General features: G+C 70.1%; 14 protein-coding genes and 5 pseudogenes. 13 read left to right on the forward strand and 6 right to left on the reverse strand.

Annotated features, from left to right (window positions below):
- Positions 1-173: 173 nt before the first annotated feature.
- The 5 genes and pseudogenes from CP968_RS35270 to CP968_RS01350 all read left to right on the forward strand — a co-directional run bounded on the left by CP968_RS35270 (position 174) and on the right by CP968_RS01350 (position 12,801).
- Complete coding sequence (locus tag CP968_RS35270) at positions 174-752, forward strand: hypothetical protein (protein WP_167536737.1); 579 nt, start codon at positions 174-176, stop codon at positions 750-752.
- A 561-nt stretch (positions 753-1,313) separates the two neighbouring features.
- Positions 1,314-2,240, forward strand: coding sequence for a hypothetical protein (locus tag CP968_RS33935; protein WP_167536738.1), 927 nt, complete (start codon positions 1,314-1,316; stop codon positions 2,238-2,240).
- Positions 2,241-3,101: 861 nt separating this feature from the next.
- On the forward strand, positions 3,102-3,743 hold the full coding sequence (locus tag CP968_RS01340; RefSeq protein ID WP_229886797.1) for a SpoIIE family protein phosphatase: 642 nt from the start codon (positions 3,102-3,104) through the stop codon (positions 3,741-3,743).
- A gap of 344 nt (positions 3,744-4,087) precedes the next feature.
- Positions 4,088-4,323: pseudogene (locus CP968_RS34525) on the forward strand (IS630 family transposase); the annotation flags it as partial.
- Positions 4,324-4,575: 252 nt separating this feature from the next.
- Entirely contained in the window at positions 4,576-12,801 is an 8,226-nt protein-coding gene (locus tag CP968_RS01350) for a SpvB/TcaC N-terminal domain-containing protein (RefSeq protein ID WP_150516235.1), read from the forward strand.
- A 184-nt stretch (positions 12,802-12,985) separates the two neighbouring features.
- Here CP968_RS01350 and CP968_RS34345 read toward each other — a convergent pair whose 3' ends face one another.
- Entirely contained in the window at positions 12,986-13,201 is a 216-nt protein-coding gene (locus CP968_RS34345) for a hypothetical protein (RefSeq protein ID WP_208835965.1), read from the reverse strand.
- Between the two features lie 40 nt (positions 13,202-13,241).
- Between CP968_RS34345 and CP968_RS01360 the strand changes: the two are divergent.
- From CP968_RS01360 to CP968_RS34535, 3 pseudogenes are all read left to right on the forward strand, one after another.
- Positions 13,242-13,391 (forward strand): annotated as a pseudogene (locus CP968_RS01360) (ATP-binding protein); the annotation flags it as partial.
- A 543-nt stretch (positions 13,392-13,934) separates the two neighbouring features.
- Positions 13,935-14,198 (forward strand): annotated as a pseudogene (locus tag CP968_RS34530) (transposase); the annotation flags it as partial.
- 75 nt (positions 14,199-14,273) lie between these two features.
- Positions 14,274-14,831, forward strand: a pseudogene (locus tag CP968_RS34535) (hypothetical protein); the annotation flags it as partial.
- A 25-nt stretch (positions 14,832-14,856) separates the two neighbouring features.
- Here the strand turns inward: CP968_RS34535 and CP968_RS34540 are convergent.
- Together CP968_RS34540 and CP968_RS01375 are read right to left on the reverse strand one after the other, a co-directional pair.
- Positions 14,857-14,949, reverse strand: a pseudogene (locus tag CP968_RS34540) (SAM-dependent methyltransferase); the annotation flags it as partial.
- A gap of 109 nt (positions 14,950-15,058) precedes the next feature.
- Positions 15,059-15,517, reverse strand: coding sequence for a hypothetical protein (locus CP968_RS01375; RefSeq protein ID WP_150516236.1), 459 nt, complete (start codon positions 15,515-15,517; stop codon positions 15,059-15,061).
- 707 nt (positions 15,518-16,224) lie between these two features.
- Here CP968_RS01375 and CP968_RS01380 point away from each other — a divergent pair.
- From CP968_RS01380 to CP968_RS01390, 3 genes are all read left to right on the forward strand, one after another.
- Positions 16,225-16,527 carry a hypothetical protein gene (locus CP968_RS01380; protein ID WP_150516237.1) on the forward strand — a complete coding sequence of 101 codons (303 nt, stop codon included), beginning with the start codon at positions 16,225-16,227 and terminating at the stop codon, positions 16,525-16,527.
- Between the two features lie 76 nt (positions 16,528-16,603).
- A complete protein-coding gene (locus CP968_RS01385) occupies positions 16,604-16,990 on the forward strand; it encodes a nucleoside 2-deoxyribosyltransferase domain-containing protein (protein WP_244330565.1) in 387 nt (128 codons plus the stop codon).
- Between the two features lie 242 nt (positions 16,991-17,232).
- Positions 17,233-18,339, forward strand: a complete 1,107-nt coding sequence (locus CP968_RS01390; RefSeq protein WP_150516238.1) for a phage tail sheath family protein — start codon at positions 17,233-17,235, stop codon at positions 18,337-18,339.
- A 1,019-nt stretch (positions 18,340-19,358) separates the two neighbouring features.
- Here CP968_RS01390 and CP968_RS35515 read toward each other — a convergent pair.
- Positions 19,359-19,961 carry a carboxylesterase family protein gene (locus CP968_RS35515; RefSeq protein ID WP_425282243.1) on the reverse strand — a complete coding sequence of 201 codons (603 nt, stop codon included), beginning with the start codon at positions 19,959-19,961 and terminating at the stop codon, positions 19,359-19,361.
- A gap of 335 nt (positions 19,962-20,296) precedes the next feature.
- Here CP968_RS35515 and CP968_RS01400 point away from each other — a divergent pair, with 335 nt between their 5' ends.
- The gene (locus CP968_RS01400) at positions 20,297-21,910 is read left to right on the forward strand and encodes a CocE/NonD family hydrolase (protein ID WP_208835966.1); all 1,614 of its coding nucleotides are present in this window, start codon (positions 20,297-20,299) and stop codon (positions 21,908-21,910) included.
- Positions 21,911-22,478: 568 nt separating this feature from the next.
- Here CP968_RS01400 and CP968_RS01405 read toward each other — a convergent pair.
- On the reverse strand, positions 22,479-23,162 hold the full coding sequence (locus tag CP968_RS01405; RefSeq protein WP_150516240.1) for a response regulator transcription factor: 684 nt from the start codon (positions 23,160-23,162) through the stop codon (positions 22,479-22,481).
- A complete protein-coding gene (locus CP968_RS33940; protein WP_167536739.1) occupies positions 23,134-24,729 on the reverse strand; it encodes an MMPL family transporter in 1,596 nt (531 codons plus the stop codon). The genes CP968_RS01405 and CP968_RS33940 overlap by 29 nt, the downstream gene beginning before the upstream one ends.
- On the opposite strand from CP968_RS33940, the gene CP968_RS01420 reads away from it, so the two are divergent.
- Positions 24,699-25,283: a UDP-glucose/GDP-mannose dehydrogenase family protein gene (locus tag CP968_RS01420; protein ID WP_244330566.1), complete on the forward strand. Its 585-nt coding sequence runs from the start codon at positions 24,699-24,701 to the stop codon at positions 25,281-25,283. The two genes, CP968_RS33940 and CP968_RS01420, sit on opposite strands and share 31 nt — an antisense overlap.
- Positions 25,284-25,287 lie beyond the last annotated feature (4 nt).

A 25,287-nucleotide genomic window follows, 5' to 3' on the forward strand; every position in this document is an offset into this window, starting at 1 on the left:
TTTGCACATAAGGTCTGTTTTGAGCTAATGGATCATTGTATGAAGTTTGGGGTGGTCTGTTCGTGTGCAGGTTGTGGGTGTCGGTCGTGGAGCATCTGCGGTCGCACACTTCGAGAGGCTTCCTCATGCGCTCCATGCGCACCACTGCTCTTTCCCGGACTCTCCTGGTCTCCGTGATCACGGTGGCCGGTCTCACCGCCGCCCCTGCCCTGGCTTCCGCGTCGGCCCGTGCCGAGACGGGCAGCATCCGGGCTGTGGGTGGCCTCAGTCTCCTGGGTCTTCCGGGCGGTGACGGGGCTGACGGTGTGGGCACCGGTGGTGGGATCGGTGGCCTGGGCGGGACCGGTGGCGCGGCCGGTGCCAACGGGAACGGCGGCTCCGGGGGTGACGGCGGCAACGCGAGCGGCAGCGCCAGCATCGGTGGCGCGGGCGGTGCCGGCGGCGCCGGTGGCGCCAACGGCAACGGCGGTCACGGCGGTTCCGGAGGCGAAGCCGCCCTGGGTGGTACCGGAGGCAAGGGCGGTGTGGGCGGTGTCGGCAACGCGGGTGCCGGTATCACCGGTGGCACGGGCGGCAACGGCGGAGCGTCCACGGTCGGTGGCGGACACAAGGGCGGTACCGGCGGTGCGGGAGGCGCGGCCAGCCCGGTGTGTCCCGGCAAGTCCGGCGGCAACGGCACTGCCGCCACGTTCACCGCGGACGGCACTACCGGTGCCACCGGCGCCGCCGGAAACTCCACCCTCCCCTGCTGAACCGAGCCCCGCGGGGACTGCCGAGCCAGCTCCCGAAGGACAACACGCATCCCTCGGCGCCATCCCGCCCCTACGGACGCTGTAAGGGCGGGGCGGCACCCGCCTGACAGCCCGGCCTGCAGGCTTGCTCGGCCGCACGGTATGCCTGACAAAGAGATGCTTGGTTGCCGCGACGTTTCTTCTCCAGGGCCGGGATCGCGGCAATCCCCGCAGGGACGTCCTGCGGGTCCACCACCGAGCCGAGCATCACGAAGGCGACGGTCCGGCCCGGTCCAGGTTCCCCCGGCTCGGCAACGCGCCGGGGGAACCGCCCCCACCGTTGAGAAAATACCGCCCTGCTCGCAGACCTGCCGGCGGGCGGCCGCCCGCCGTGACCTGACCGCCGATGACGAGCAGGACCTGCCTGCCCACTGGAAGCAGTCCCGACTTTCACCCACTGCCTGCCGGCACGCGGCAGGGAAACCGGTTCAGGGAACGAATACTCCCCCCTTGCTTCCGCACCGGCCTGATGCAGTGACCCGCACTGACCCGCGCTTTACCTGAGTCTGAGGAAACCCCGTCATGAACAGGAACCAGACCGCCGCTCTCCTCGCCCTGCCCACGTTCTTCGCCGGCGCGACACTCTTCCTCGGCTCTCCCGCCGCGGCCTCCGCCCTCGCCTGCACCGCCGGCACCGCGGGCGTCGCGGGTGCCAATGGCAACTCCTCCCATCCCAACGGTTTTCCCGGCACCGCGGGCGGGCCCGCGACCGGAACCGGGGACTGCGCCGGCGGTGCGGGGGGTCCCGGCGGCAACGGTGTTCTGGGCGGGGTCGGCGGTGCCGGCGGCAACGGCGGTGCCGGCCTGGGCAGTGGTTCCGGCGGAGCAGGTGCTCTCGGTGGCAACGGCGGCCCCAACGGCGCCGCGGGCGGCAACGGCGGCACCGGCGCGGCAGGCGGACTGACCGGTGCGGGCGGCGCGGGCGGCGCGGGCGGTCCGGGTACCCACGGGGGTTCGGGCGGCGCCGGGGGCTCCGGCGGCAGCTCCGGCGCCAACGCCGGCGCAGGTGGCCGCGGGGGCCTCGGCGGCGCCGGGGGCTCCAACGGCGGGGCGGGGGGCAAGGCGGGCAACGGCGGCACCGGCCACGGCGGTGGCGCGGGCGGTAACGGCGGCGCGGGCGGCATCAACAGCGCCGGAAACGGCGGCAAGGGCGGCAAGGCCGGCAACGGCGGCAATGGCAGCTCCGGTGGCGCCTACCCGGGTGGTGCCGCAGGGATCGGCGGGGCGGGCGGCTTGAGCTCTGGAGGCGTTCTCAACTCCGGCGGCAACGGCGGTGACGGGGGCAACGGCGGCGCCAAGTCGGGTGCCGGCGCCGACGGCGCCTGCGGTATCGGCGGCGCCGGCGGCAACGCCACCGGCGGCCTCCTCTTCCACGGCGGAATCGGAGGGACGGGCGGGACCTTCGGCGTGGGAAGCCCCTGCGCGAACGGAGCCCACGGAACACCGTGACCCACCGCCACCGGTGCCCCGCGCCGTCCCTCGGCCGAAGACACCGGGTGCGGTCGTCCCCCGGGTGTGACGGCCGCACGCCGACCACCTCGCCGCTGAGAGCCGCAGAGCCGGCTCCCAGCGGGGAGGAGCACCCGGATCCGGCATGCGCACGGACCGGGTGACGCCGGGAAGCGACGGCGTACGCCCGGGCCACGGCTGCGTCCCTGTAGCAGCCGCGCCAAGCACACGAACATCCACGAACTGCTGGCCGCCGGATCCAGCCGGAGGGCAATCGGGCGCCGACTCCGCATGACCTCTCGCACCGTCAAGCTCTGCGCCGACGCAGCCACCCCAGAGGACCTCTTCCGCGGGCAATGGCAAGGTCGACCGTCCAGAAAGCCCGTCGGCACCCCGGACCTCCGGTGAGAGGGTGACGGTCGACAAGGTGAAGGCGTTGGTCCTTCGCGAAGGCGGTGGTGTTGGCGGTGATGCGGCCGTTGGTGAGCATGACCGGGACGTCGCCGTGTTGGATCTGGCGGCCGGTGCCGTTGAGGACGGGGATCCATTCTCGCCGCCACGCCTTGGGCGTGCCTGCGGGGCCGCCGCCAGCCGGGCCCGGCCGTCCCACGAGCCTCACCAGCCCCGGTTTCGTGAAGTGACCGCATTTTCCGCGCTTTTGATTCCCGACCGGCATACAGGTGCGGGCGGGCGGAGGCCTCGCCCGTGCGCCGGGGCGAAGGAGACAGACATGACGCAGACGGTCGAGCGCGCGGCGGGGACCGGCACGGTGGAGGTGGGCTGGCCCAGCGGGCGGGGACGGAGCCGCCGTGCGCAGACGGCCTCGACGTACAGCGCCGCGGGCTCAAGGTGTGCGCGGCGGTGGTCGACGGGGCGGGGCATCACGAGAACGTGGTCCGGTACGCGGCGATCGCGCCCGCGGTGATGACCCACCTGGGCATGGCCCTGGGCGGGCTGGCCGGGCTGATCACGGCCGGGCAGATGGCGCACGCGTACGAGGTGCCGCCGCATGCCTCGGCGGTGTACGTGTGCATGGAGCCGGGCTGGCCCACCGCCGTGCACTGGCTCGGGGACTGCCGCGCCTACGCCTGGGACGGCACCACCCTCGTGCAGGTGACCACGGACGCCACCATGGGCCAGTGGCTGCGCCGCAACGGGGGCGTCCCGGTGGAGATCGCGGCGGCCCACGACAACTGGTCACGCCTCGGCCTCGCCCGGGCCTGCGCGGCAACGTGCCGACAGATCGAAGTCCCCGAGGACATCCCGCTGGTCCTCCTGCTCTCCGACGGCATCTCGGACCAGGTCGACCAGGTCGACCAGGTCGACCGGCAGACGATGGTGACGCTCTGCGCGCGGCACGAAACCGACCCCCAGGCCCTGGCCGACGCCCTGACCGCCGCCGCGAAGGAAGACGTCCTCGGCTACCGCGACGACGCCACCATCATCGCGATGCGATGGGGCGCCGCACCCCCTGACCGATCCGCCTGCCGGTCCATACCGTGAGCACCGCCAGGAAGATCCGGACAGCAACGGGGGGGGTATCGCCGTGAGCAGCAGTGACACCGGCCGGGGCACGACCGGCGAAGACGTCGGCTGGGAACTCGTCCCCCGGATGCCCGCGGACGACGCGCTGCCCCAACCACCTCTACGGTCTCGGGGGCAACGCTGCGGCCGGGCGCATGCAACGCCCCGGGTTGTAGCGGGGCTGGCCCTCCGGCCGTAAGGCCACGGTCGGCCGGGTCACCCGGGTGGGTGGGCGCACTCACCGGAGACACCTCACGAAACCAGGCGTCATGTTGACGAGGCCTCTCGATGGGAACATTGAGCAGGTTCGACCTACTTCCACGGCGGCCTGGGCGGGTCCCATCGAGGCTCACTTCGGACCGCTACGGCAGTTCACCCTGGCAACTCGAACCACCCCGGCCGCACCGTCCAGACACGGGCCCCACACCCCCACCTGCGTTGACGGAGCAAGGGCACCCGCCACCACGACGCCCTCGCGGCCCAACGACGCGAACGCGCCCGCGTCCGCAGCGAGAAGGGCATCGGCCGGGGCGGCAGACCACCACAAACCGCGGCCTGACCACCGAACCCGGCGAACCTTCCCGGTCACAGCACCAGCCGAAAAAAGAACCCACCAAAGGGGCTGGTCCTGGCTGAGTGGTGTCCGTTCGACCCCGTCCGGTGCGAGTCTAATAATCGACCTTGTCTTCGATCTCCGTGCACCTATACGTTTACCGACGGTAACCGGCGGTGACCGAGGTGGCTCAACCGGCCAGGATTCCACGGGAAGCGCCCTGTCCCAGGTCGAACTCGGTTTCATAGGGGGTCGGGGATGACTGTCCTCGCGGCGGCTCGATTGCGTGCCAAGAACCTGCTGGTGATCTTGATCCTCGTAGTGCCGGCGCTGGGGTTGGTGCAGCCGGGCTGGGGCACGACGGCGGGAGCGCGGGCGGGTGCCGACTCCGCGGTGCGGAGCCCCGAACACCCCGAGGGCACGTCCTTCAACCCGAACCAGATCAAGGACGTCAAGGCGGCCGACCCCGGCTCCAGGGTGAACCTGGTCGAGGCGCCCTCGGCGAACAGCAGCGGAGACGCGCGGTTGTCGTACGCCCTGGAGGTGCCGAAAGGCCGCGCGGACCTGGAGCCGAAGCTGGCCGTCACTTACAACTCGTCGGGGGCGAACGGGTGGCTCGGCGTCGGGTGGGACCTCGCCACCCCGATGGTCACGGTCGACACGCGGTGGGGCGTGCCGCGCTACGACGCCGGCCTGGAGACAGAGACCTACCTGCTGGGCGGCGAGCAGCTGACCCCGGTGGCGCACCGGAGCGCCTTGCGGACGCGCACCGCGGAGAAGGTGTTCCACACCCGCGTGGAAGGCCGTTTCGAACGGATCGTGCGCCACGGCGACAGCCCCACGAACTACTGGTGGGAGGTCACCGACAAGCAGGGTGTCCGCACGGTCTTCGGCGGCACGGCTGACAGCACCCTGATCGACGGCGCGGGCCGAGTCGCCACATGGGCGGCGCGGGAGATCCGCGACGGCAACGACAACATCATGCGCTACCGGTACGCCAAGGTGGCTGACGGCGGCACGGCGGGCGCCGCGGTGCCGGGGAGCGACCTCTACCCGCAGAAGATCACCTACACCGGTCGCGGCGACACCGACGGCAGGTACTCGGTGACGTTCATCCGGGACCGTGAGCGCGGCGAGCCCCGCCGGCCGGACGTGCGGATCGACGCCCGGTACGGGTTCAAGAAGGTCACCGCCGACCTGCTGCGGCGCGTCGAGGTCAAGCTGGACGACCAGCTGATCCGCGCCTACGAGCTGAACTACCGGACCGGCGCGTTCTCCAAGACGCTGCTGCAGTCGGTGTCTCAGTTCGGTGAGGAAAACCAGCTGTTCAACACCCACACGTTCGACTACTTCGACGACGTGCGTGACCAGTCGGGCAACTACAACGCCTTCGCCGACGCCAAGGGCTGGGCGGTGCCGGATGACGACCTCGGGGTGAACATCCGCGAAGGCGAGGCCAGCGCGATCTCGGCGAACACGTCGGCCGGCTTCGGCGCGCACCTGTTCGCCGGCTACAACGTGCAGGGGCTTCCGGCCAAGGAGGGTTCCGTCGGGTTGAAGGTCGGGTTCAGCGCGGGCCAGTCCGACGGCCTGTCGACGCTGACCGATGTGAACGGCGACAACCTGCCCGACAAGGTGTTCCGCAAGAACAACGACGTGTTCTACCGGCCCAATCTGGCCACGCCGGGTGGTGAGCCGAAGTTCGGCGACACGCCGATCAAGCTCACCGACCTTCCGGGGATCTCGACCGAGCGGACGCTGTCCGGCACCATCGGCGTCGAGTCATACGTCCTCACCACCTCGGCCCAGCTGGACTTCGTGGGTACCACAACGACCTCGGACCGGTTCTTCAGCGACGTCAACGGCGACGGCATAGCCGACCTGGTGAACAACGGCGGCGTGCTGTTCGGCTACCTGGACGCCCACGGGCAGCCCGCCTACAGCGCGGACTCCACTCGCACCCCGGCGCCGATCGGGGGCGGCTCGGTGACCGGCGAGATCGTCGGTGATCAGACCGCGCAGTTCAACCAGCAGGTGGACAACTCTCCGCTGCTGGACTCGGTGCGCCGCTGGGTCGCGCCCTTCGACGGCAACGTCCGCGTGGACGGCCGCGTGCAGCTGACCCAGGACCCCTCCCCGGCGCGGGCGGCCTACACCAAGGCCGACGGCGTGCGGGTCACCATCCAGCACAAGGACACCGAACTCTGGGCGCAGCGGATCGGCCCCGATGACCACAGCGAGTTCGCCCCGGGCAATGTGGCGTCCGTTCCGGTGAAGAAGGGCGACGCGCTCTACTTCCGCACGCAGTCCGTCCTGGACGGCAAGTACGACACCGTGGCGTGGGACCCGGCGATCACCTACACCAACCTGCCGGCCGGCACGGACGCGAACGGGCTGGCGAACACCGTGTTCCGCGCGTCGACCGACTTCACCTTCGGCGGCAGGCCGTCCCTGGTGACCGTACCGGTGAACGGCACGCTGCGGCTGACCGGTGACGTGGTCAAGTCCAAGACGACCTCGGACGATGTGACCGTCGTGATCGAGAAGGGCAACGGCGTTCACGCCCCCGCGGAGGTGTTCCGAAAGGTTCTGCCCGCCGCGTCGACCGGCACCACCGCGATCGACCTGAACATTCCGGTCAGCATGTTCGAGAAGATGTCCTGGAAGCTGAAGACCGACTCCCCGATCGACGCCTCGGCGGTGAGCTGGGCGCCGAAGGCGTACTACACGGCCGCGCAGGGGGTCGAGTCGGTCGTCGACGCCGCGGGCGATCCCACGATGGTGATCACCCCGCCGTACGACCAGACCATGTACCCGGCGGACACCCTCACCGCGCCGCAGCAGTCCTACAAGGCGACCAAGACCGGCCAGCTCAAGGTACGGCCGAAGGTGTCCCTCAACTTCAGCCTCCTCGGTGACTCCAAGATCGCGTTGACGGTGAAGAAGCGCGGCGGGCAGCTGCTCGGCAAACGGATCTTCCAGGCCAAGGACACCTTCTTCGGCGGCCCGAACCTGGATCTGACCGTGCCGGTCACCTCCGGCGACGAGCTCTACATCGACTACTCCACGACCGAGACCGCGCTGCTCGCCACGCTCGTCGAGCAGTCCGCTTCGGTCACCTACGACGTGACATCGAGCTGGCCGGCCTTCACCCCGGCGCCCAGCGCCATGCACGGTTCCGTCGGCCAGGGCGCCTTCGCCCAGCCCTACCGCGGCTGGGGCGTGATCGGCTACCAGGGCAACCGAGACCGCGCCACCCAACCGCTCAAGCAGGCCGAACTCACGCTGGACCAGAGCTTCAAGGACGCACTTCCCAAGGAGCCCAAGGAAACGGACGTCCCGGGGTTCACCGCGAATCCCCGGCTCACCATGCCCAGGCTCGCGGTGTTCGCCCCCGTGCCGGCCAAAGGCGGCTGGGCCGCTCAGGACGACTCCTCCTGGATCACCGCCGCGATGGCGACGAGTTCCCGCCTCGGCGCGGACACCATCGACATCGTCACCGACGCCGACGTGGCGGGCGACCGGACGGCGATGCGCCGCGGTGTCACCGGCCAGGTCTCGGCAACCCTCGCGGCGGGCCCGTTCGGCGGCACCGTGGTCGGCGGGATCACCGCGGGTTCGGTCGACTACCTCGACCTCAACGGCGACGGCTACCCCGACGTTGTGGGCGCCAAGGAGATCCAGTTCACCGACATGACCGGCGCGCTCGGCGCCACGCGCGGCACCCTCGGCGGCAACGTGCGCGAGGCGGACAACGTCTCGGGCAACGTCTCGCTCTCCGCGGGCAGCGAGACCGCCACCATCGCCAGCGCTCTGGGCATGGCCGCACCCGACGCGGGCACCAGCGCCAACACCGCAACCACCGGCTCGGTCCAACCCTCGCTCGGCATCGGCGGCAGCCTCGGCGGCGGCGAGTCCGACGCCCGTGTCGACCTGATCGACATCAACGGGGACGGGCTGCCGGACAAGGTGTTCGCGGGCGGCGACGCCCAGCTGAACCTCGGCTACTCCTTCGCCGCCCGCGAACCCTGGTCGGCCGGACCGATCAACGACGCGTCCACCCGCAACGTCGGCGTCAACCTCGGGTTCAACGTCGACCGCTACGGCTTCGCGGGCGGTGTCTCGGCCGAGCTCGGAACCTCGCTCACCAACGCGAGCATGATCGACGTCAACGGCGACGGCCTCACCGACCGGGTGTTCACCGACGGGGCCAACCCGATCAAGGTCTCGGTCAACACCGGCACCGGCTTCACCGCGCCCACGCCCTTCCGCGGCAGCTTCCCCGAGATCGCCGTCGACAAGAACGCCAGTCTCGGCGCGGGCGTCTACTTCACCGTCGGCCTGCCCACTCCCGTCGGCGTTTTCGTCTTCAACCCCGGCGCCAGCGTGTCCACCGGCATCAGCCGAGCCGAAACTACCCTGCGCGACGTCAACGGCGACGGCCTCGCCGATCACGTCAAGTCGACCCGCGACAACGAAATGCTGGTCGCCACCAACACAACCGGGCGCACCAACCTCCTGCGCGCGGTGTCGCGCCCCATGGGCGCGCGGATCGCCCTCGACTACGCCCGTACCGGCAACAGCCAGGCCATGCCCGAGAGTCGCTGGGTCCTGTCCCGCACCACCGTCTTCGACGGGCAGACCGGCGACGGAGCCGACGACCAGCTCACGACCTACCGCTACGAGAACGGCACGTACGACCGGTTGGAGCGCGAGTTCCGCGGCTTCGGCACGGTCGTCTCGGAGGTCCGCGATCCCGGTGCGGGCGACGCCCTCTACCGGTCGGTGAGCGACGAGTACAGGACCGACAGCGTCTATACGAAGGGCCTGCTCGCCCGCACTCTCATCAGCGACGGCGCGGGCCGACCGTTCACCGAGACCGTCAACAGCTATCAGCTCCACGACATCGCCACCGGCACCACGGCCGATCCGGCGGGCACCACGGCGTCGGTGTTCCCGCGGCTGACCCGGGTGGACAAGAAGTTCCACGAAGGTGCGCGGGCACCAGCGAAGACCACGCACACCGTGATGGCCTACGACGATTACGGCAACCTGACGGGATCGTTCGACGCCGGTGACGACGGCGTCGAGGACGACGTCCAGACCGAGTTCGAGTACACCGCGTCCGACCAGGCGTGCCGGGACCGCAACCTGGTCGGACTGGCCCGGGCCGTGTCCCAGCGCGCGACCGCGACCGACACCCCGCTCCGGCACCGCGAGGCCTCGGTGGACTGTGCGACGGGGGCGCTCCGGCAGATCAGGGAGTACGCGACCCCCACCGACATCGCGGTCACGGACCTGGCGTACCACCCGGACGGGAACCTGCGGTCGGTGACCCGTCCGGCGAACAAGTCCGGACAGCGGTACAAGCTGGAGTACGGCTACGACACCGTCGTCGGCGTGCACGTGGAGTCCGTCGTGGACAGTTTCGGGTACCGGTCAGCCTCCACGCACAACCTCAAGTACGGCCTGCCGGAACGGAGCACCGACCAGAACGACCAGCCGCTGTCGATGACGTACGACGGCTTCGGCCGGCCGGCCTCGGTCACCGGCCCGTACGAGGCGGGCAGTGGCAAGATCACCATCGACTTCGAGTACCACCCCGAGGCGGCCGTCCCGTACGCGACGACGAAGAACCTGGACCGCGACGCGGGCGGCGTCCGGGCGGACACCATCGACACCGTCACGTTCAGCGATGGTCTGAAGCGGGCGCTGCAGACCAAGAAGGACGCGTCGGTCGCCGCGTCGCCGGGGACTGCGCCGCAGCAGGTGATGACGGTGTCCGGGCGGCTGAAGTTCGACTTCCTCGGCCGCACGACGGAGACGTACTATCCGGTGACCGAGCCCAAGGGCGCGGCGAACACCAAGCTCAACGCCGCGTTCGACACGGTGGCCCCGACGAAGGTCTCGTTCGACGTGCTGGACCGGCCGGTCAGGACGGTGCGTCCGGACGGGGCCAGCACGACCAACGGGTACGGATTCGGGCTGGACCGGGCCGGTACGACGCGTTTCGAGAACACGGTGACCGATGCCAACGGCAAGCAGCGCCGCATCTACACCGGAGTCCGGGACACGACCTCGGCGGTGAAGGAGCTCAGCGGTTCGTCGGCGGTCTGGACCAGCTACGCGAACGATCCGCTGGGACGGGTCACGGCCGTCACCGACGACAAGGACAACGTCACACGCGCCGCATACGACGGCCTGGGGCGGCGCACGGTGTTCGACAACCCGGACGCGGGCCGGACCGAGACGCGCTACGACCTGGCCGGCAACGTCACGGCGAAGATCACCGCGAACCTGCGGGCCGCCGGCCGGAGCATCGAGTACGACTACGACTACGACCGGGTGAAGGCCGTCCGCTACCCGAGCTTCCCGGCCAACAACGTCACCTACTCCTACGGCGCCCCGGGCGCGGCGGACAACGCCGCGTCGCGGATCACCGAGGTCCGGGACGCGGCCGGGACGACCACCCGCGGCTACGGGCCGCTGGGCGAGCTGACCAGGGAGACGCGCACGATCACCGCCACCGGCGGGGCACCGCGCACCTACACGACCGCGTGGCGCTACGACACGTTCAACCGCGTGCTGCAGCTGACCTACCCCGACGGCGAGGTTCTCACCTACGGCTACGACTCCGGTGGCCAGGTCACGCGGGCGACCGGGGTCAAGGCCGGGAGCGACTACACCTACTTGGAACGGCTGGACTACGACAAATTCGGTCAGAAGACCCTCCAGGAGACCGGCAACGGGGTACGCACGACCTACGCGTACAACGCCGAGGACCGCAGGCTCGCATCGCTCAAGTCAGCCGCACCCTCCGGAACGACGTTCCAGGACCTGGACTACACCTACGACCACGTCGGCAACGTCACCGCGCTGGCGAACTCCGCGCCGCGCAGCGCACTGATCGGCGGCCCGAGCTCCCAGACGTACGGCTACGACGACCTGAACCGGCTGACGTCGGCGTCCGGGCAGTACACGGACAAGAACAACCAGGTCAACAAGTACACCCTGGCGCTGGGCTACGACTCCCTCCACAACATGACGAGCAAGTCCCAGCGCCACGAGATCACCGGCGGCGTCGCGGCCTTCCCGGCCGGCGCCCAGTCCCCCGGGCCGATCGAGCCGATCGACGACCCGGCGAACGCGGCCGAGGTGCAGGACAGGACGAGCTACGACTACGCCTACACATACGGCGGCGCAAAGCCGCACGCACCGAGCCGGGTCGGCCCGATCACCCAGGCCTACGACGCCAACGGCAACCTCACCGCCACGGGGAACACCGCCGCGGCGGACATGCACAGGCAGTACGTATGGGACGAGGAGAACCGCCTCGCCTGCAACCAGGACACCACGGCCGCGACAGTCGAGCAGGGTCCCGCGGGCTGCGCGGACGCCACCGTGTCCTACGTGTACGACGCGGCGGGCGAGCGCGTGGTCAAGAACGGCGAAAGCCTGGCGCTGTACCCCAACCAGAACTACAGCGAGCGTGACGGCACCGGGTACAAACACGTCTTCATCGGCGAGAGCCGCCTGACGACCAAGACCGTCGCGGGCGGAGTCGAGAACGACCGGTCGTTCTACCACACCGACCACCTGGGGTCGTCCGGGTACGTCACGGACAACACGGGCGCGGTGACCGAGCACCTGGAGTACTTCGCGTCCGGAGAGACCTGGGTGGAGGAACGCACCGGGCAGGCGGACACGCCGTACCAGTACACCGGCAAGGAACTCGACAGCGAGACGGGCCTCAGCTACCACGGCGCCCGCTACTACAACCCGCGAACCCAATTGTGGGCCAGCGCCGACCCGGCCCTGCCGGAGTACCTCGACACCAAGCTTGCGGGCGGAATCTCCGAACCCCGCAACCTCGCCGCCTACACCTACGCGCACAACAACCCCGTCAAGCTGGTCGACCCCACCGGCCGGGCTCCCGAGCCCTTCAACGAGATCGCGGCCTTCATGGCCCGGGAGATGTCCGTCAACTCCCGCTCCGGCCCTGTGCAGAGGATGGCCGAGCTCAACAGGCCCCAGGGCGTGACGAGGTGGGTCAAGCCGAACTGGTACGCCGACAAGGCGGCGGCGATGGCCGCCTGGAAGGAGTACGTCAAGACCAAGGGCCCGTGGGACCACAAAGAGAAGATCATGGGCATGAACCGCGGCAAGGAAAACGACTCGGCCAACATTCCCGGCACCGTTCTGTGGATACGGGACGACTTCTGGTCCAACGTGCACTACGGCTACGTGGGCACGGCGGCCGGATTCAGTCCCGAGGTGTTGCTGGGGGCGGCGAGCGCCGTCGACGTGAAGGAGAATCAGCCCGTCTTCTCGGGCGACCCCACCTCGATCATGTTCGGTATCCGCCTCTATCAGGCATACGGCGAACAGGGCCTGACGGTCGAGAACCTCACCAAGGAGATCGTGAACCACCTCTCGGAACTCCAGAAGGCAAAGCTGGTAGAGATCGGACCGAGAGACAAGTAGCGGACGCACGGCGGCCTGCTCACCGGGGCAGGCCCCGCCGCGTAACGACCGGCGGAGACCTGCCCCCACTACCTACATGGGTGGCTCCGCAATGGAGCTCCCGGCCTGCGGGCCCGGCATGAGGGACTGCAAGGAGAACGGCTCTGGCCCGTAGTCGGTGGTGACGTCGAGTAGCCGTCCATGGTCATGGTCGCGTGATGGATGTCAACTGGGCCGGGAAGTCGTCGCCGACATGCCGTGAGGCGTAGAACTCGTCCACCGGGCAGACCAGCCGTACCCCGAACGCGGCCTCGATCTGGACGGCCTTACGGGCCTGCAGAAACCGGTGGAAGCCCTTGAAGATCTGATTGTCAGCAAGACATGCAAAGAGACACGCAGACCCCTGAAACGGCCAGGTCACAGGGCATCCTCTCCCCGAGGAACAAGTGCCAGCCCCAGTTGAATGGGGGCAGGTGTTCGGCGATGAAGTCCTCAGCACGGCCATCCTCGACCGGCTCCTGCACCACTGCGACGTGATCTCCATCAACGGACCAAGCTGCCGGCTCAAGAACCGCCTCAAAGCCATCGAACGAGACACGGACGTGGCATAGCCCCTAGCTCCAAGACTCACGAGGCTCTCGATGCCGGCTGCCTCTTTCCGCGGCGACCGGATCGCAAGGCGAGGTAGGCAGTCAACGCCGCAGCCCCGAGAGGCAGCAGCGGGGGCTAAACTGCCGTCCCCCACGACGTGAAGCTCTTGCCTACAACCTCAAGAGTTCCCCACGGCGTCCTGGCGGCGGACACTACCTCCCCTTCCTTGGCGTCATGACGCACCCTCACGGTGCCCGTGCTCACGTCATCCACCAGCTGACCGGAGCACTCGACGTAGCTTGCTCTTCGACCTCCGCCTTCACGCTGGCACTGCGAAAGACGAACCCGGACTTCATCTCCGGCCAGACCCAGCCGCACGAGCCCTGCAGCCCCGGCCCACACCGTCGCCCCCGCAAACAGCACGGCTATCACGCTCCAGGCCGCGGGGGGCTGTAAAAGGAACGGTGTAACTCCGATCATGGAGGATTGCACCTGTGACCAGCGAGAACATAGCCAGAGCGTTTGAGGCGGGGGCCTCGTCTGCGGCTGTCGATGACCGGTTCCTGAACGAGCTCGTGGCCCGGGCCCAAGCCGAAGGCTTGCAGCTGACGGGCGAGGGCGGTCTGCTCCAGCAACTGACGAAGCGGCTGTTGGAGTCCGCCCTCGAGGGCGAGATGACGGACCATCTCGGTTATGACCGGCACGATCCGGCGGGCAAGAACGGCGGCAACTCGAGGAACGGGAAACGCTCCAAGATGGTCGTCACGGATGTCGGCCTGGTGGAGATCGAGGTGCCGCGGGATCGGGAGGGAGCGTTCGAGCCGCAGACCGCCTGGGCGGGCCCGCGCGCAGCGATCGGCAGGCTCGGGGACGACGAGTTCGCCGTAACCTTGGAGCTGCCCTCCGACCGCCGCGAGCAGCGCCTGGAGCAGCTGGTCCGGATGCTGCACATCCCGGTCACCCTGGACGATGATCGCGCCGTCGACGGCGCCGCCTCGGTCGGCGCCGCGGCCCCGGCCTCGGTCGGCTCCCGCGACCTGGCCGCGTTCCAGAGGTCCGCCGATGCCGCCCTCTACGACGGCAAGGACACCGGCGCCCGGCCCTCGCGCCCAGCCAGCACGTCACCGTGCCGTCCCTTAACGGCCGCCGGGCCGACTGTCCGGGCACGGCCGCGCGGGGGTGGGCCGCATGAGCAGAGCGACCCTGCCCGAGGACGACTGGATCCGCGGACTCAGCATCAAGCAGCCTGGACCACCGCGATCCTGACCGGCGCCAAGACGATCGAGAACCGCACCCGGGCATGGCGGTTAGGCTGGGTTCTCCAACACGCGAGCAAGAGCCTCGACCAGCCCACCCTGCGCACACCGCTGATCGCCCGAACCATCCTGTCCGCGCCGGAACTCGCCGCGGAACTCCCGGCCCTCGCCCACCGGCAGCCGGTGGCAGGCGAGAACCTGTGATCCGCACCGCCGATGGCTTCGACGTGCGGCGGGCCAGCAAGTGGGTGTCGAGAAAGCCCCGCTCAGACGCTGCGTCATGGAGCAAGCGAGCCACTGTGACGAGGTCGGCGCCGGCCAGACCACTGAGCATCCGGAAGCGACTGAAAACGCGACTCGGGACCAGAGTTCCAGCCAGAACCCTCAACCTTTCCCAGACACGGCCTGGGTATCTGGCCAATGGCTTCGGGTCAGGTCCGCTTGCGGCTCGCGAGCTCGTCAGAGAGCTCCTGCACATGGGCGGGGTCCGCGTCCCGGGCAAGGGCGACGTAGTGGTCCATGACGGCCGGCCGGTAGCGCACGGGCAACGTCTGTCCTGGGGCGAGTCGGGTGAGCTCGGTGATCGTGAGGTCTTCGTCTGCGATACCGCGGAACGAGATGCCGCCCACGGCCTCCACGTCGAACATCAGGACCACGCGAGGACTACCGTCGCTGCTGACCTCCCGCCAGTTGACGAGAACACCGAGCGCAAGCACCCCCGTACGCAGTTCCGCATTGCGCTTCCGTGCATCACTACTCAGGAGCGGGTTCGGGGCGATGCCCGGGAAGTCGGGCCCGACGCCGAGCGATTCCCGACTCAGGTCGGGCCTGAGCTGCGCCATCAGATCGTCGAGCTTCAGATCGTTGCGATTCTTCTTCCGACCGAACATCCTGACCCCTTCCTCACACCGGTGCCGAACTCTCGGCTTGGCGCTTCACCCTCACTGCGATTGTATGTCGCGGCCATTCCCGACCTCCGGCGCATCGCCCCGTCCCTATGGGGTCGCCGTCTGCGGGCGCGGACGGGCTTCGGTCGGCGCACCTGGCTGTCGGACGAGCCACGTCCGCGAGCCGACAGGAGGACCAAGCCGTGCTCGATAGCGGCCCCGATCCCCGGGCAGGACATCAGGCTCCTCAACGAAGTGGGACCGCGGGCCCTCAAGGTGCCGCGATTCTTGGCCCACAACGGCCTGGGCATCCCCGACACCGCGCGCCGAAGCGAGCCACGTGACCATGCCTCGCACCGCATCATCGCCAGCCTGCTGTCCAGCATCGTCCCAGAGATCAAAGAGTGGGTCGTGCTGCTGCGGTGGGAAGGCCGCAACGGCCGGCCCCACCCCCGCTACGCCACGATCAGGAACTGCCTCACCTACGCCCACCCGGCCCTGGTCGAGTGGGGGCGACGCTACCGAACACTGCGCAAGGTGACCCCGGCCGACGCCGCAATGGAAGCTCAAGTGGGCGAGGCGGCACGCCACCTGGGGATGGCGCTACGCAGCATCTCGCTCAAGCGCAACAAGACCACCTTGCGCGACCCCACCCGTGGCAGCGTTGTGCCTCACGGCCCTCACGGCCGCCGCGGACGCTCCCCAGCAACATGGGAGCCGGGCTCATCGACCGCGCGACCGGGGCCGCTGATCGCCTGGCCGTGGCTCTCGTCGCGAACCACGCGGTCGACCAACGCGCACTCACCCGCATCCTCGTGGACGACCCGTCGGAAAGCCGGAGCCGCCTACTCATCAGACGTCGCCACGGGCTGCGCGTCGTCCACCTTGACGAGGTCACCGTCAGCCTCCTCGACCAGTGGCTTCGCGAGCGTTACCGCCGCTGGCCCGCAACGCGCAATCCGCACCCGCTCATCAGCCAGCAGACCGCCGCGGAGACGCCCGATGCCAGCTGAAAGCCCGTGGCGGTGCAGCCGTGGGTCCGGCGTCATCCTCATGTGAATGTGATGCAACCCGTTCACCACCCTGGTCATGGCCCGCGAGCCCATCCCGGCCAGGCCGTCCGTCTTCCCCGCCGGACCCACCCCGGACAAGAGCAACCCCGTCCCGTCTTGGAGGCCCCAGGCCCTGCGGGTGCTCGCCGAGCAGTGGACCGGCCCCCAGACGCTGACCGTCCTGAGCCCCGAATCCAGCAACGGCGACCGCGCAGACCGCTACGAGACCCAGGTCCACTGGGAGACCGAAGCCCGCGCCACGGCCACGGCCACGGCCACGGCGATCCTCTTCTGGATCCCCCGCGACCTCAAGACGCCGCCGTCCATGATCACCAACGTCGAGTTCGGCCTCGACGTCGGCACGGGCCGGGCCGTGCTGGGCTGCTTACCGACTGCCCCGACCCCGAGCGCAACCGCTACCTGATCTGCGTGGCCCACCGCCACGGCGCACCGGTCTGCACAACCCTACCGACACGGTGCCCGAGGCCCTCGCGCTGGTCTCCGCCGCCCTCCCGGAGTGGGGGTCCACTCGATGCCAGGATCGCTACCCGGGCCCCTTACCTGAGGTGTGGTGTGGCGTTGGTCAGAACACGCAAACAGCTCCGGGTGGTCCGGTCCCGGTGAATGATCACCCGCGTTGTGCACACCACAGTGGAGGAGAGTCCCATGACAGCTTCCGTCAGGTATCCGGGCGTCTACATCGAGGAGACGTTCAGTCTCAGCCTGTCCGTCCAATCGGGGCAGACCGCGGTGACGGCATTCGTCGGCGACTTCGCCGGCGTGCCCGTGGGCGGGGTGCGGGTGAACAGCTGGCTGGACTTCGCCACCCTGGCCGATGGAGACGGCAACGGGGACGTCCGCAAGGCTCTGGGCCCGGTCCTCAAGAGCTACTTCCAGAACGGCGGCGGACACTGCTATCTGATCAGCTCCGCCGCATCCGGCCTCGCCGAGGCCTTGGAGGCGGTGACTGCGCTGGGGGACGTGACGATCCTGGTCGCTCCCGGCCTGTGGGACCAGGGCGCGCAGGTGGCAGGTGAGTGGGCCCGCGCGCTCGCCGGTTGGGCCGCCCAGAACAAGGCGATGGCCGTCCTGCACACCGCCCGCGACCACTCCCCCGAGCAAGCCGGTGAGGCGATCGACGCGTGGGGCTTGGGCGAGGAGGTCAGGCCGTACGCGGCGGTGTACTTCCCCTGGCTTCGGCAGAGCGGGGACGACGAGCCGGTCGTGCCCAGCGGTGCCGTCGCCGGCGCCTGGGCCGCGGTCGACCGTGAGCGCGGCGTGTGGAAGGCCCCCGCCAACATTGCCCTGCGCGGTGTCGACGGCCCGCTCCATCAGGCCGGCGACGCCGACCAGGCTGCCCACCGCAACCTCAACTTCATCCGCACCTTCCCCGAGGCGGGCGTGCTGATCTGGGGTGCACGCACTCTCTCCGACACCGGCGAGTGGCGCTACGTTCCCATCCGTCGCCTCTTCAACGCGGTCGAGGACGACATCAAGCGGGCGATGCGCTTCACCGTGTTCGAGCCGAACAGCGCGCCCACCTGGGAGCGGGTGCGTTCCGCACTGGACAGCTACCTGCACGGTCTGTGGCAGCAGGGCGGCCTCGTGGGCCAGACCCCGCAGGAGGCGTACTTCGTGCAGGTCGGCAGGGGCATCACGATGTCGGAGGGCGATGTCGCGGAGGGCCGACTCATCGTCAAGGCCGGCCTCGCTGCCGTGCGGCCGGCCGAATTCGTCATCCTGCAGTTCACCCAGGAGATGAGCCAGGCCTGACCCGCTGTCGTCGAGCCCCCGGGGGCTGCCACAGGAAGCGCACGGTGGCGGCCCCCCCGGGGGCCGCTCAGGACGGCTCCGCTCCCCCAGTGGACGTCAGAGTCGCCGGCATCTTGCAACGCCCGCGAGACCGAGGGAGTTTCGTGAGGATTCTGTTCAAGGTGGCCTGTGCGACGGAGTGCTGTCCTGTCTCACGGAACCTTGACCGTTCTCACTGAACCGACCGGCTCCGCAACTGGTCAGGGAGGTCCGGGCGCCGTGGTCCCGCATCGGCAAGCAGCCGCGGCAACTCAAGCCGGGCCTGGTGCCGGGAACTCGTCGGCGAAGGGGGGATCGGGCTTGGCCAGGTGAAGGCGAAGCGGCGAGAGTGCCTGTCGTAGGTCACCGAGGCGCCGCAGGGGGTCAGTGCGAAGCGACGATGGACCCAGCCGTCGAGGGCGAGGGCAGCGACCTCCGCGCGGAAGTCGGCGCCTGGGTACGCAAATGCATCGACCTCGAGGACCAAGGCCCGGCCGTCAAACAGCTGCTCGGCGTGCAGCGAAGCCCCGAACGCAAGCCAAGCGGCCTCCAGCCAGTACGGGGTCCGGTCCGTGGGCAGGCGCAGGTACAGCGCTCGACACGTGCACACAAGTCATCGTCCACAATCCACGGCCGAACGACCAGCTCGCCACCGGGGCGACCGCCAGTATCTCCGACCCCGCCCCGAGCGGTCGGGATCCTTCGTGCTTTCGAGGCCGGGCGGGCCGAGCACTACGCTGTCGGTATGGGTCGTGGGGATCTGACGAACGCCGCCTGCAACCTCAGTAATCAGGCGAATCGTTCCGGGTTTCGGAGCTCGGGGAGGAGTGGTGCCTGTCGTCAAACGATCGTTTCCGGCGGCGTAGGTCCGGGAGATCGTGTCCGAAACTGGACGGCGTGTTCGGTGGCCTGCCCGGGGTCCTGCGGGACCAGGCCGGAGGGGCCGGACTGCAGCAGCACCCGCGCCGCCTGGGGCCCGATGTCGGGTTCGAGGGCGAGCATCAGCGACGACTACGCGCCGGCGGACTGCCCGCCCACCGTGACCCGGTCGGGGTCGCCGCCGAACGCGGCGATGTTCTCCCCGCCCAACGAAGCAGCGCGACCTGATCCTGAAAGCCGAGGTTGGCCACGCCGGCCTCGGGCAGGTACAGGTAACCCCACGGCTCCAGCCGGTAGGTGGCGCTCACCACCGCGATGTCGCCCAGCGCGGCCAGCCGGCCCCCGTCATACCCGTCCCAGCCGCCGCTGCCGCTGGTGAAGCCCCCTCCGTGCCACCACACCAGCTCCGCGCGCGCCGCGCGCTCACCGATCGCCCCGCGCGGCGCGAACACGTTCACGCTCAGGCTCCCGTCCTCGGCCCGGTCGGGCACCCGCACGCCCTGCACCCGCTCCAGGCGCGAGGTGGCCTGCGGCACCGACGGCCCGGCCGTCGCCCCGTCCCGCACCCCGGCCCAGCCCCGGTGCGGCCGCGGCGGCGCGAAGCGCAGCTCGCGCACCGGCGACGCCGCGTACGGGATACCTCGGAAGCACACCGTCCCACCCCGGACCACCCCCGCGACACCCCCGCGCGCCGTCTCCACGACCTCGAACCCCGCTGTCGGCATCCGTCCCATCCGCTCCCGTCCGCTCCGGTTGCTTCAGGGAAAGTCCTACGCCAGGGTCGCCATCACGGCCAAGAAGATTCGGCTCGGCCGCGAAAGCGCGCCGTAGCGGCGGCCTCGGATGTCCGTTCCGGAGCCGAATGCCGGACCTCCGCACCCGGCGGCCCCGAGTTGCCGACGCCCCTACCTCTTGCCATCGTTTGTCCTGAGTGCCAGATCAGGGACTCGGGGGTACGGAAGCCGGTCCTATGAGCAGCAGCCGCGATGACGAAGCCGGGCACGACAAGCCGTGGAGCCGGCCGGGACGGGGCCGGTATGCTCTTGGCCGCCTTTCGGGGATGCTGCGGCCGGACATCTCGGTGTACCGCCCGGAACCGGGCAGGGTGCGCGTCGAGAACGACTGCCCGGTCGTCACCCGGGACGGCACGGTCCTTCGGGTCAACGTGTACCGGCCGCCGGATGACACGCCTGTCCCTGTGATCCTCTTCGCCCACCCGTATGGGAAGGACGACCTGCCCGAGTTCACCGCGTCGGGTCGGCCCAAGCTGTCGTTCCGCTACCGGGCCATGCGCCAGACCGGGCCCCTGGTCTTCTCGTCGCTCACGACCTGGGAGGGGCCCGACCCGGTGTGGTGGGTCGGGCGGGGCTACGCGGTGGTGAACTGCGACGTGCGGGGCGCGGGCACGTCCGATGGCGTCGGGTCGCTGTTGTCGGCCCAGGAGGGTGAGGACGTCCACGACCTGATCGAGTGGGCCGGGGCCCAGCCGTGGAGCAGCGGAGCCGTCGGGATGCTCGGGGTGTCGTATCTGGCGCTCACGCAGTGGCGGGCGGCGTCCACCCGGCCGCCGTCGCTGAGGGCGATCGCGCCGTGGGAGGGGTTCACGGATGCCTACCGGGGGCTGTTGCGCCCCGGCGGCGTGGAGGAGGACGGATTCCTCAGGCTGTGGGACCTCGGTCTGAAGAAGGTCCGGCAGACCTACTCGTTCCGGCGGGAGAGCGCCCGTCGGCCCGTGGTCGACGCCTGGTACCGGTCCCTCGATCCCGATCTGTCCGCGATCGAGGTGCCCGCGCTGGTCTGCGGCAGCTTCTCCGACAACAACCTCCACAGCCGCGGGTCGTTCGCCGGATTCGAGCGGATCGCCTCCGTGGAGCGGCACCTGTACACCCACCGCGGCGGCAAGTGGGCCGTCTTCTACGACCAGGAAGCCCGCGCGGCCCAGCTGCGCTTCTTCGAACGCCACCTGAAGGGTCGGGACGTGCCGCGGCTGCCCCGGGTGCGGCTGGAGGTCCGGGACCGCGCCGACCACGTGGTGGAGGTGCGGCACGAGGAGTCATGGCCTCTGGCGCGCACCCGGTGGACCCCCGGGTACCTCACGGCCGGGGGCCTCGCCGTCGATCCGCCGACGGCTCCGGGATCGCTCTCCTTCGATGTCCGCCGGCAAGGCGCCCGGTTCGGCTGGACGGTCACGGAGGACACCGAACTCACCGGTCCCATGGCACTGCGGCTCTACGTGGAGCTCCACGACGCCGACGACCTGGATCTCGTCGTCGGCGTCGAGAAATGGAGCGGGGGCCGGTTCGTCCCGTTCGAGGGCTCCTACGGGTACGGCCGAGACCGCGTCGCCACCGGGTGGCAGAACCTCGCACTGCGGGCGCTCGACGCCGACCTGTCGCGGCCCTTCGAGCCGGTGCCGGCCTGTCTGGTGCGCGAACCCGTCCCGGCGGGGGAGGTCGTTCCCGTCGACATCGCGCTCGGCGCCTCCTCGACCCTGTTCCGCTCGGGGGAGCAGCTCCGACTGGTGGTCGCCGGCCGCTGGCTGTCCCCGCGCAACCCGCTCACCGGACAGTTCCCCGCCTCCTACAGAACCCGGGCCCGAGGACGCTGCACCCTGCACTGGGGACCGCACCGGCCCGCCCGGCTCCTGCTGCCCGTCATCCCGGCGAGGACATAGAGCCGGCCGTCCCGGGCCGACCCAGTGGGCGCACCAGGTTCCAGATGTTCCACTCCCCCACCGGCCAGCGTGCCGAGGAGACGGGCGGCCATCCTCTGTGTCATGTGTCGCGTAGCGCCGACCTGTCCGGCGCCCGGGCAGGATGGGTCGGTGCCGGCCTCGTTCGCCGGGTCAGTAGTTCTCGGCTCGCAGGCCGTCCTTCCCGTACGAGGAGCTCGTCAGGCTTCTCTCCCGCGGGCCGGGCAGGGAGCAGAACGGCCTCGGTGTCCCCCTGCTCTCCAGGTAGCACTCGTAGGCGTCGAAGCCATGGCGACCGCTGTGCCGGACGCCCCCAGCAGCACGGCGGCCGCCAGCAGGCTCATGCCCGCTGGGAGGAGGACGGGCAGCCGGAGGATCACGTACCGGGGCAGTGCGGAGGCCGCGCCGCTGTCGGCGAGGACCAGCAGGCATGGCCATGGGAAGTACACCGGGGGGGTACTTCGCAACCAGCCCGTCTGCGTCACTGGCATGGGCGTGGTCCGCGCAGGCGTTCCGGTGATGCTCGTGGGCTGCGGGTTCACCTGGTCGGTCAGAGGACGCGGCGGCGGGGTGGGTGTACCAGGGCTGTCTGGTAGGCGATCACGACCAGTTGGGCTCTGTCCCGGGCACCGAGCTTGGACATGGCCCGGTGGATGTGGGTGCGGACCGTCAGGGGGCTCAGGAACAGGGTTCCGGCGATCTCCGTGTTGGAGCGTCCCTCCGCCGCCAAGGCCATGACCTCGCGTTCCCGGGAGGTCAGATCGGCGAGGCGTTCCGGGGTGGCCGGGGCCGTGCCGGGGGCGGGTGTCATCAGGAAGCGCGTGATCAGCGCGCGGGTGGCGGCCGGTGTGAGGAGGGCCTCTCCGGCGGCCACCGTACGGAGGCCCGCCAGGAGCGCGTCGGCGCTGACGTCCTTGCCCAGGAAGCCGCTCGCTCCCGCGCGCAGGGCCTGGGCGACGTATTCCTCCGTCTCGAAGGTGGTCAGGACGAGGACGCGGGTGGCGGACAGGTCCGGGCCCGCGCACAGCGTCGCCGTGCCGGCGAGGCCGTCCGTGCCTGGCATCCGGATGTCCATCAGGACGATGTCGGGGTGGTGGGCGCGCGCCTGGGCGACGGCCTCGGCGCCGTCGGCCGCCTCCGCGACCACCTCCATGTCGGGGCAGGAGTCGACCAGTATGCGGAAGGTGGCCCTCAGCAGGGCTTGGTCATCGGCGAGCAGCACTCTGATGGTCATGCGGGCACTCCTTCCGAGGCATGGGGGCCGGGCATCCCAGTGGCAGCACGGTGGTGACCTCGAAGCCGTCCTCGGGGCGGGGGTCCGCGCGTAGTTCGCCTCCGACGGAGGCGGCGCGTTCCCGCATCCCCGTCAGACCGAAACCGGCCTTGCCAGTGTCGTCGCCCAAGGGTGTGACGGGTCTGGCGGGTCCGTCGTCGGTGATGGTGATCCACACTCGGGTGTCCGTGTAGTGGAGGTGGACCCGGGCGGTCGTGGTGGCGGCGTGCTTGGTGACGTTGGTCAGCGCTTCTTGGACGATCCGGTACGCCGTCAGGTCCACGCCGGGCAGCAGGGGGCGCCGCTCCCCGTCCGTCGTGACGACCACGTCCAGCCCCGCGGACGCGCACACCGACACCAGCTCGGGCAGTCGGGACAGGCCGGGGAGCGGCGCGAGGGGAAGACTCGCTTCGGCTTTCGGGGCGGACGGGATGCTTGGAGTGTGTCCGGCGGGTGGAGCGGGCGGGACGGGGTCGTCCCGGCGGAACAGGCCCAGCGTCGCCTTCAGCTCCCGCAGCGCGGCCGACGTCGTGCCGGTCAGGTCGGTCAGGATGGTCCGCGTCTGCTCGGGGTGGGTGAGCACGAGGTGCGCCGCCGTGCCGGCCTGGGCGTTGGCCAGCGCCATGTGGTGGGCGAGTATGTCGTGCAGCTCCCGTGCGATCCGCATCCGTTCCTCCGCGACCCTCAGCCGCGCCTCTTCCTCCCTCGTCCGCTCCGCATGGTCGGCCCTGGCCTGCACCGCCTGGATGTAGGCGCGGCGCAGGCGTGTCATGTCTCCCGCGGTGAGGGGGAGCAGTAGCCAGCAGAACGGGCCGACGGTCTGGAGCAGCAAGGTGACGACGTCGGTGTGCTCCGTCGCCACCGCCACGATGGTCACCGCCACCAGCACGATGACGCCGTGCAGGCGGGCGGTCCTGCGGTCGCCCTGCCCGTCTTGGCCGTCCCGTCGGGTTCGTCGGTCCCGTCGCGCCATGACGGCGTTGGCCCAGAAGCCGAGCAGGGCCGGGACGAGGGTCAGCGCGACCACGACCGCGAGCACCACGGCGCCCGCCGCGGCCATCCCCATCTCGGTCAGCATCGGAACGCCGACCACGCCCAGCCCCGCCAGGGCGATCACCACGGTGAGCCCCGCGAACACCACCGCGGACCCGGCCGTCCCGACGGCCAGAGCGGTCGCCTCATCCGGCGTACGGCCCTTCTCCCGCTCCTCCCGGTAGCGGGAGACCACGAACAAGGCGTAGTCGATGCCGACGGCGAGACCCAGCATCATCGCCAGGGTCCCGGTGGTGTCGGACAGGCCGAGGGTGCTCGACAGGGCGATGATCGAGGCCATGCCGACGCCGACGACGGCGGTCAGCAGGGGCAGCCCGGCGGCGGCCAGCGAACCGAAGGTGATCAGCAGGACGACGGCGATCGAAACGACGATCACCTCGGCCGTGCCGCCGGGTCCACCGCCCGTGGAGAGCGCAGAGCCACCCGTCTCCACGGTGAGTCCCGATGCCTCGGCCTGAGCGATGGCCCGCTTCACCTGCGCGCGGTCCGCGCAGACCGGACGGCCGTCGCACTCGCCCTCGTCAGGAAGGCGCTCGCGCCCCGCTCGGTGGCCGGGACCGCGATCACCGTGTGGGGAGCCGCCTTCAAGCCCGGAACGAACGACGTCCGCGAGTCCCCGGCGCTCGCCTTCGCCACCGCTTGCAGAAGGCCGGCGCCGCCGTCACCGTGCACGACCCGCAGGCCGTCACCACCGCCATGCAGCGCAACCCCGAACTCGAATACACCGCCAACCTGACCGGGTCGGTCATCGAAGCCGACGCCGTCGTGCTCGCCACCGAGTGGCCCGAATGCCAGCAGTGGGTCGAGTGGGCCGCGGGCCGGGCGGTCGTCCGGGTCGGCAGCCGGGGCGCGTTCCCCGCATCCGCCTACGTTTCCACAGGGACCGGGCAATCGCCGCAATCGCCGCAATCGCCACCACACTCCAGGACAGAGGGATTGCGGCGGATCTCCGGGAGGACCTGGCTGTCAACGGGCCGACGGCAGAGCCAACGTGCGGGTGACAGATCACCAAATTCACTGGGAATGTGATGAA

The organism is Streptomyces subrutilus (assembly GCF_008704535.1).
Classification (GTDB): domain Bacteria; phylum Actinomycetota; class Actinomycetes; order Streptomycetales; family Streptomycetaceae; genus Streptomyces; species Streptomyces subrutilus.

Excerpts from the sequence above, each read along its gene's own strand:
- CP968_RS01400 (WP_208835966.1), top strand. The coding sequence starts at position 20,297 with ATGCTGCGGCCGGACATCTCGGTGTACCGCCCGGAACCGGGCAGGGTG.
- CP968_RS01385 (WP_244330565.1), top strand. The coding sequence starts at position 16,604 with ATGGCCCGCGAGCCCATCCCGGCCAGGCCGTCCGTCTTCCCCGCCGGA.
- CP968_RS01375 (WP_150516236.1), bottom strand. The coding sequence starts at position 15,517 with ATGTTCGGTCGGAAGAAGAATCGCAACGATCTGAAGCTCGACGATCTG.
- CP968_RS01420 (WP_244330566.1), top strand. The coding sequence starts at position 24,699 with ATGCCTCGGCCTGAGCGATGGCCCGCTTCACCTGCGCGCGGTCCGCGC.
- CP968_RS01350 (WP_150516235.1), top strand. The coding sequence starts at position 4,576 with ATGACTGTCCTCGCGGCGGCTCGATTGCGTGCCAAGAACCTGCTGGTG.
- CP968_RS33935 (WP_167536738.1), top strand. The coding sequence starts at position 1,314 with ATGAACAGGAACCAGACCGCCGCTCTCCTCGCCCTGCCCACGTTCTTC.
- CP968_RS01405 (WP_150516240.1), bottom strand. The coding sequence starts at position 23,162 with ATGACCATCAGAGTGCTGCTCGCCGATGACCAAGCCCTGCTGAGGGCC.
- CP968_RS35515 (WP_425282243.1), bottom strand. The coding sequence starts at position 19,961 with ATGCCGACAGCGGGGTTCGAGGTCGTGGAGACGGCGCGCGGGGGTGTC.
- CP968_RS01380 (WP_150516237.1), top strand. The coding sequence starts at position 16,225 with ATGGGAGCCGGGCTCATCGACCGCGCGACCGGGGCCGCTGATCGCCTG.
- CP968_RS01390 (WP_150516238.1), top strand. The coding sequence starts at position 17,233 with ATGACAGCTTCCGTCAGGTATCCGGGCGTCTACATCGAGGAGACGTTC.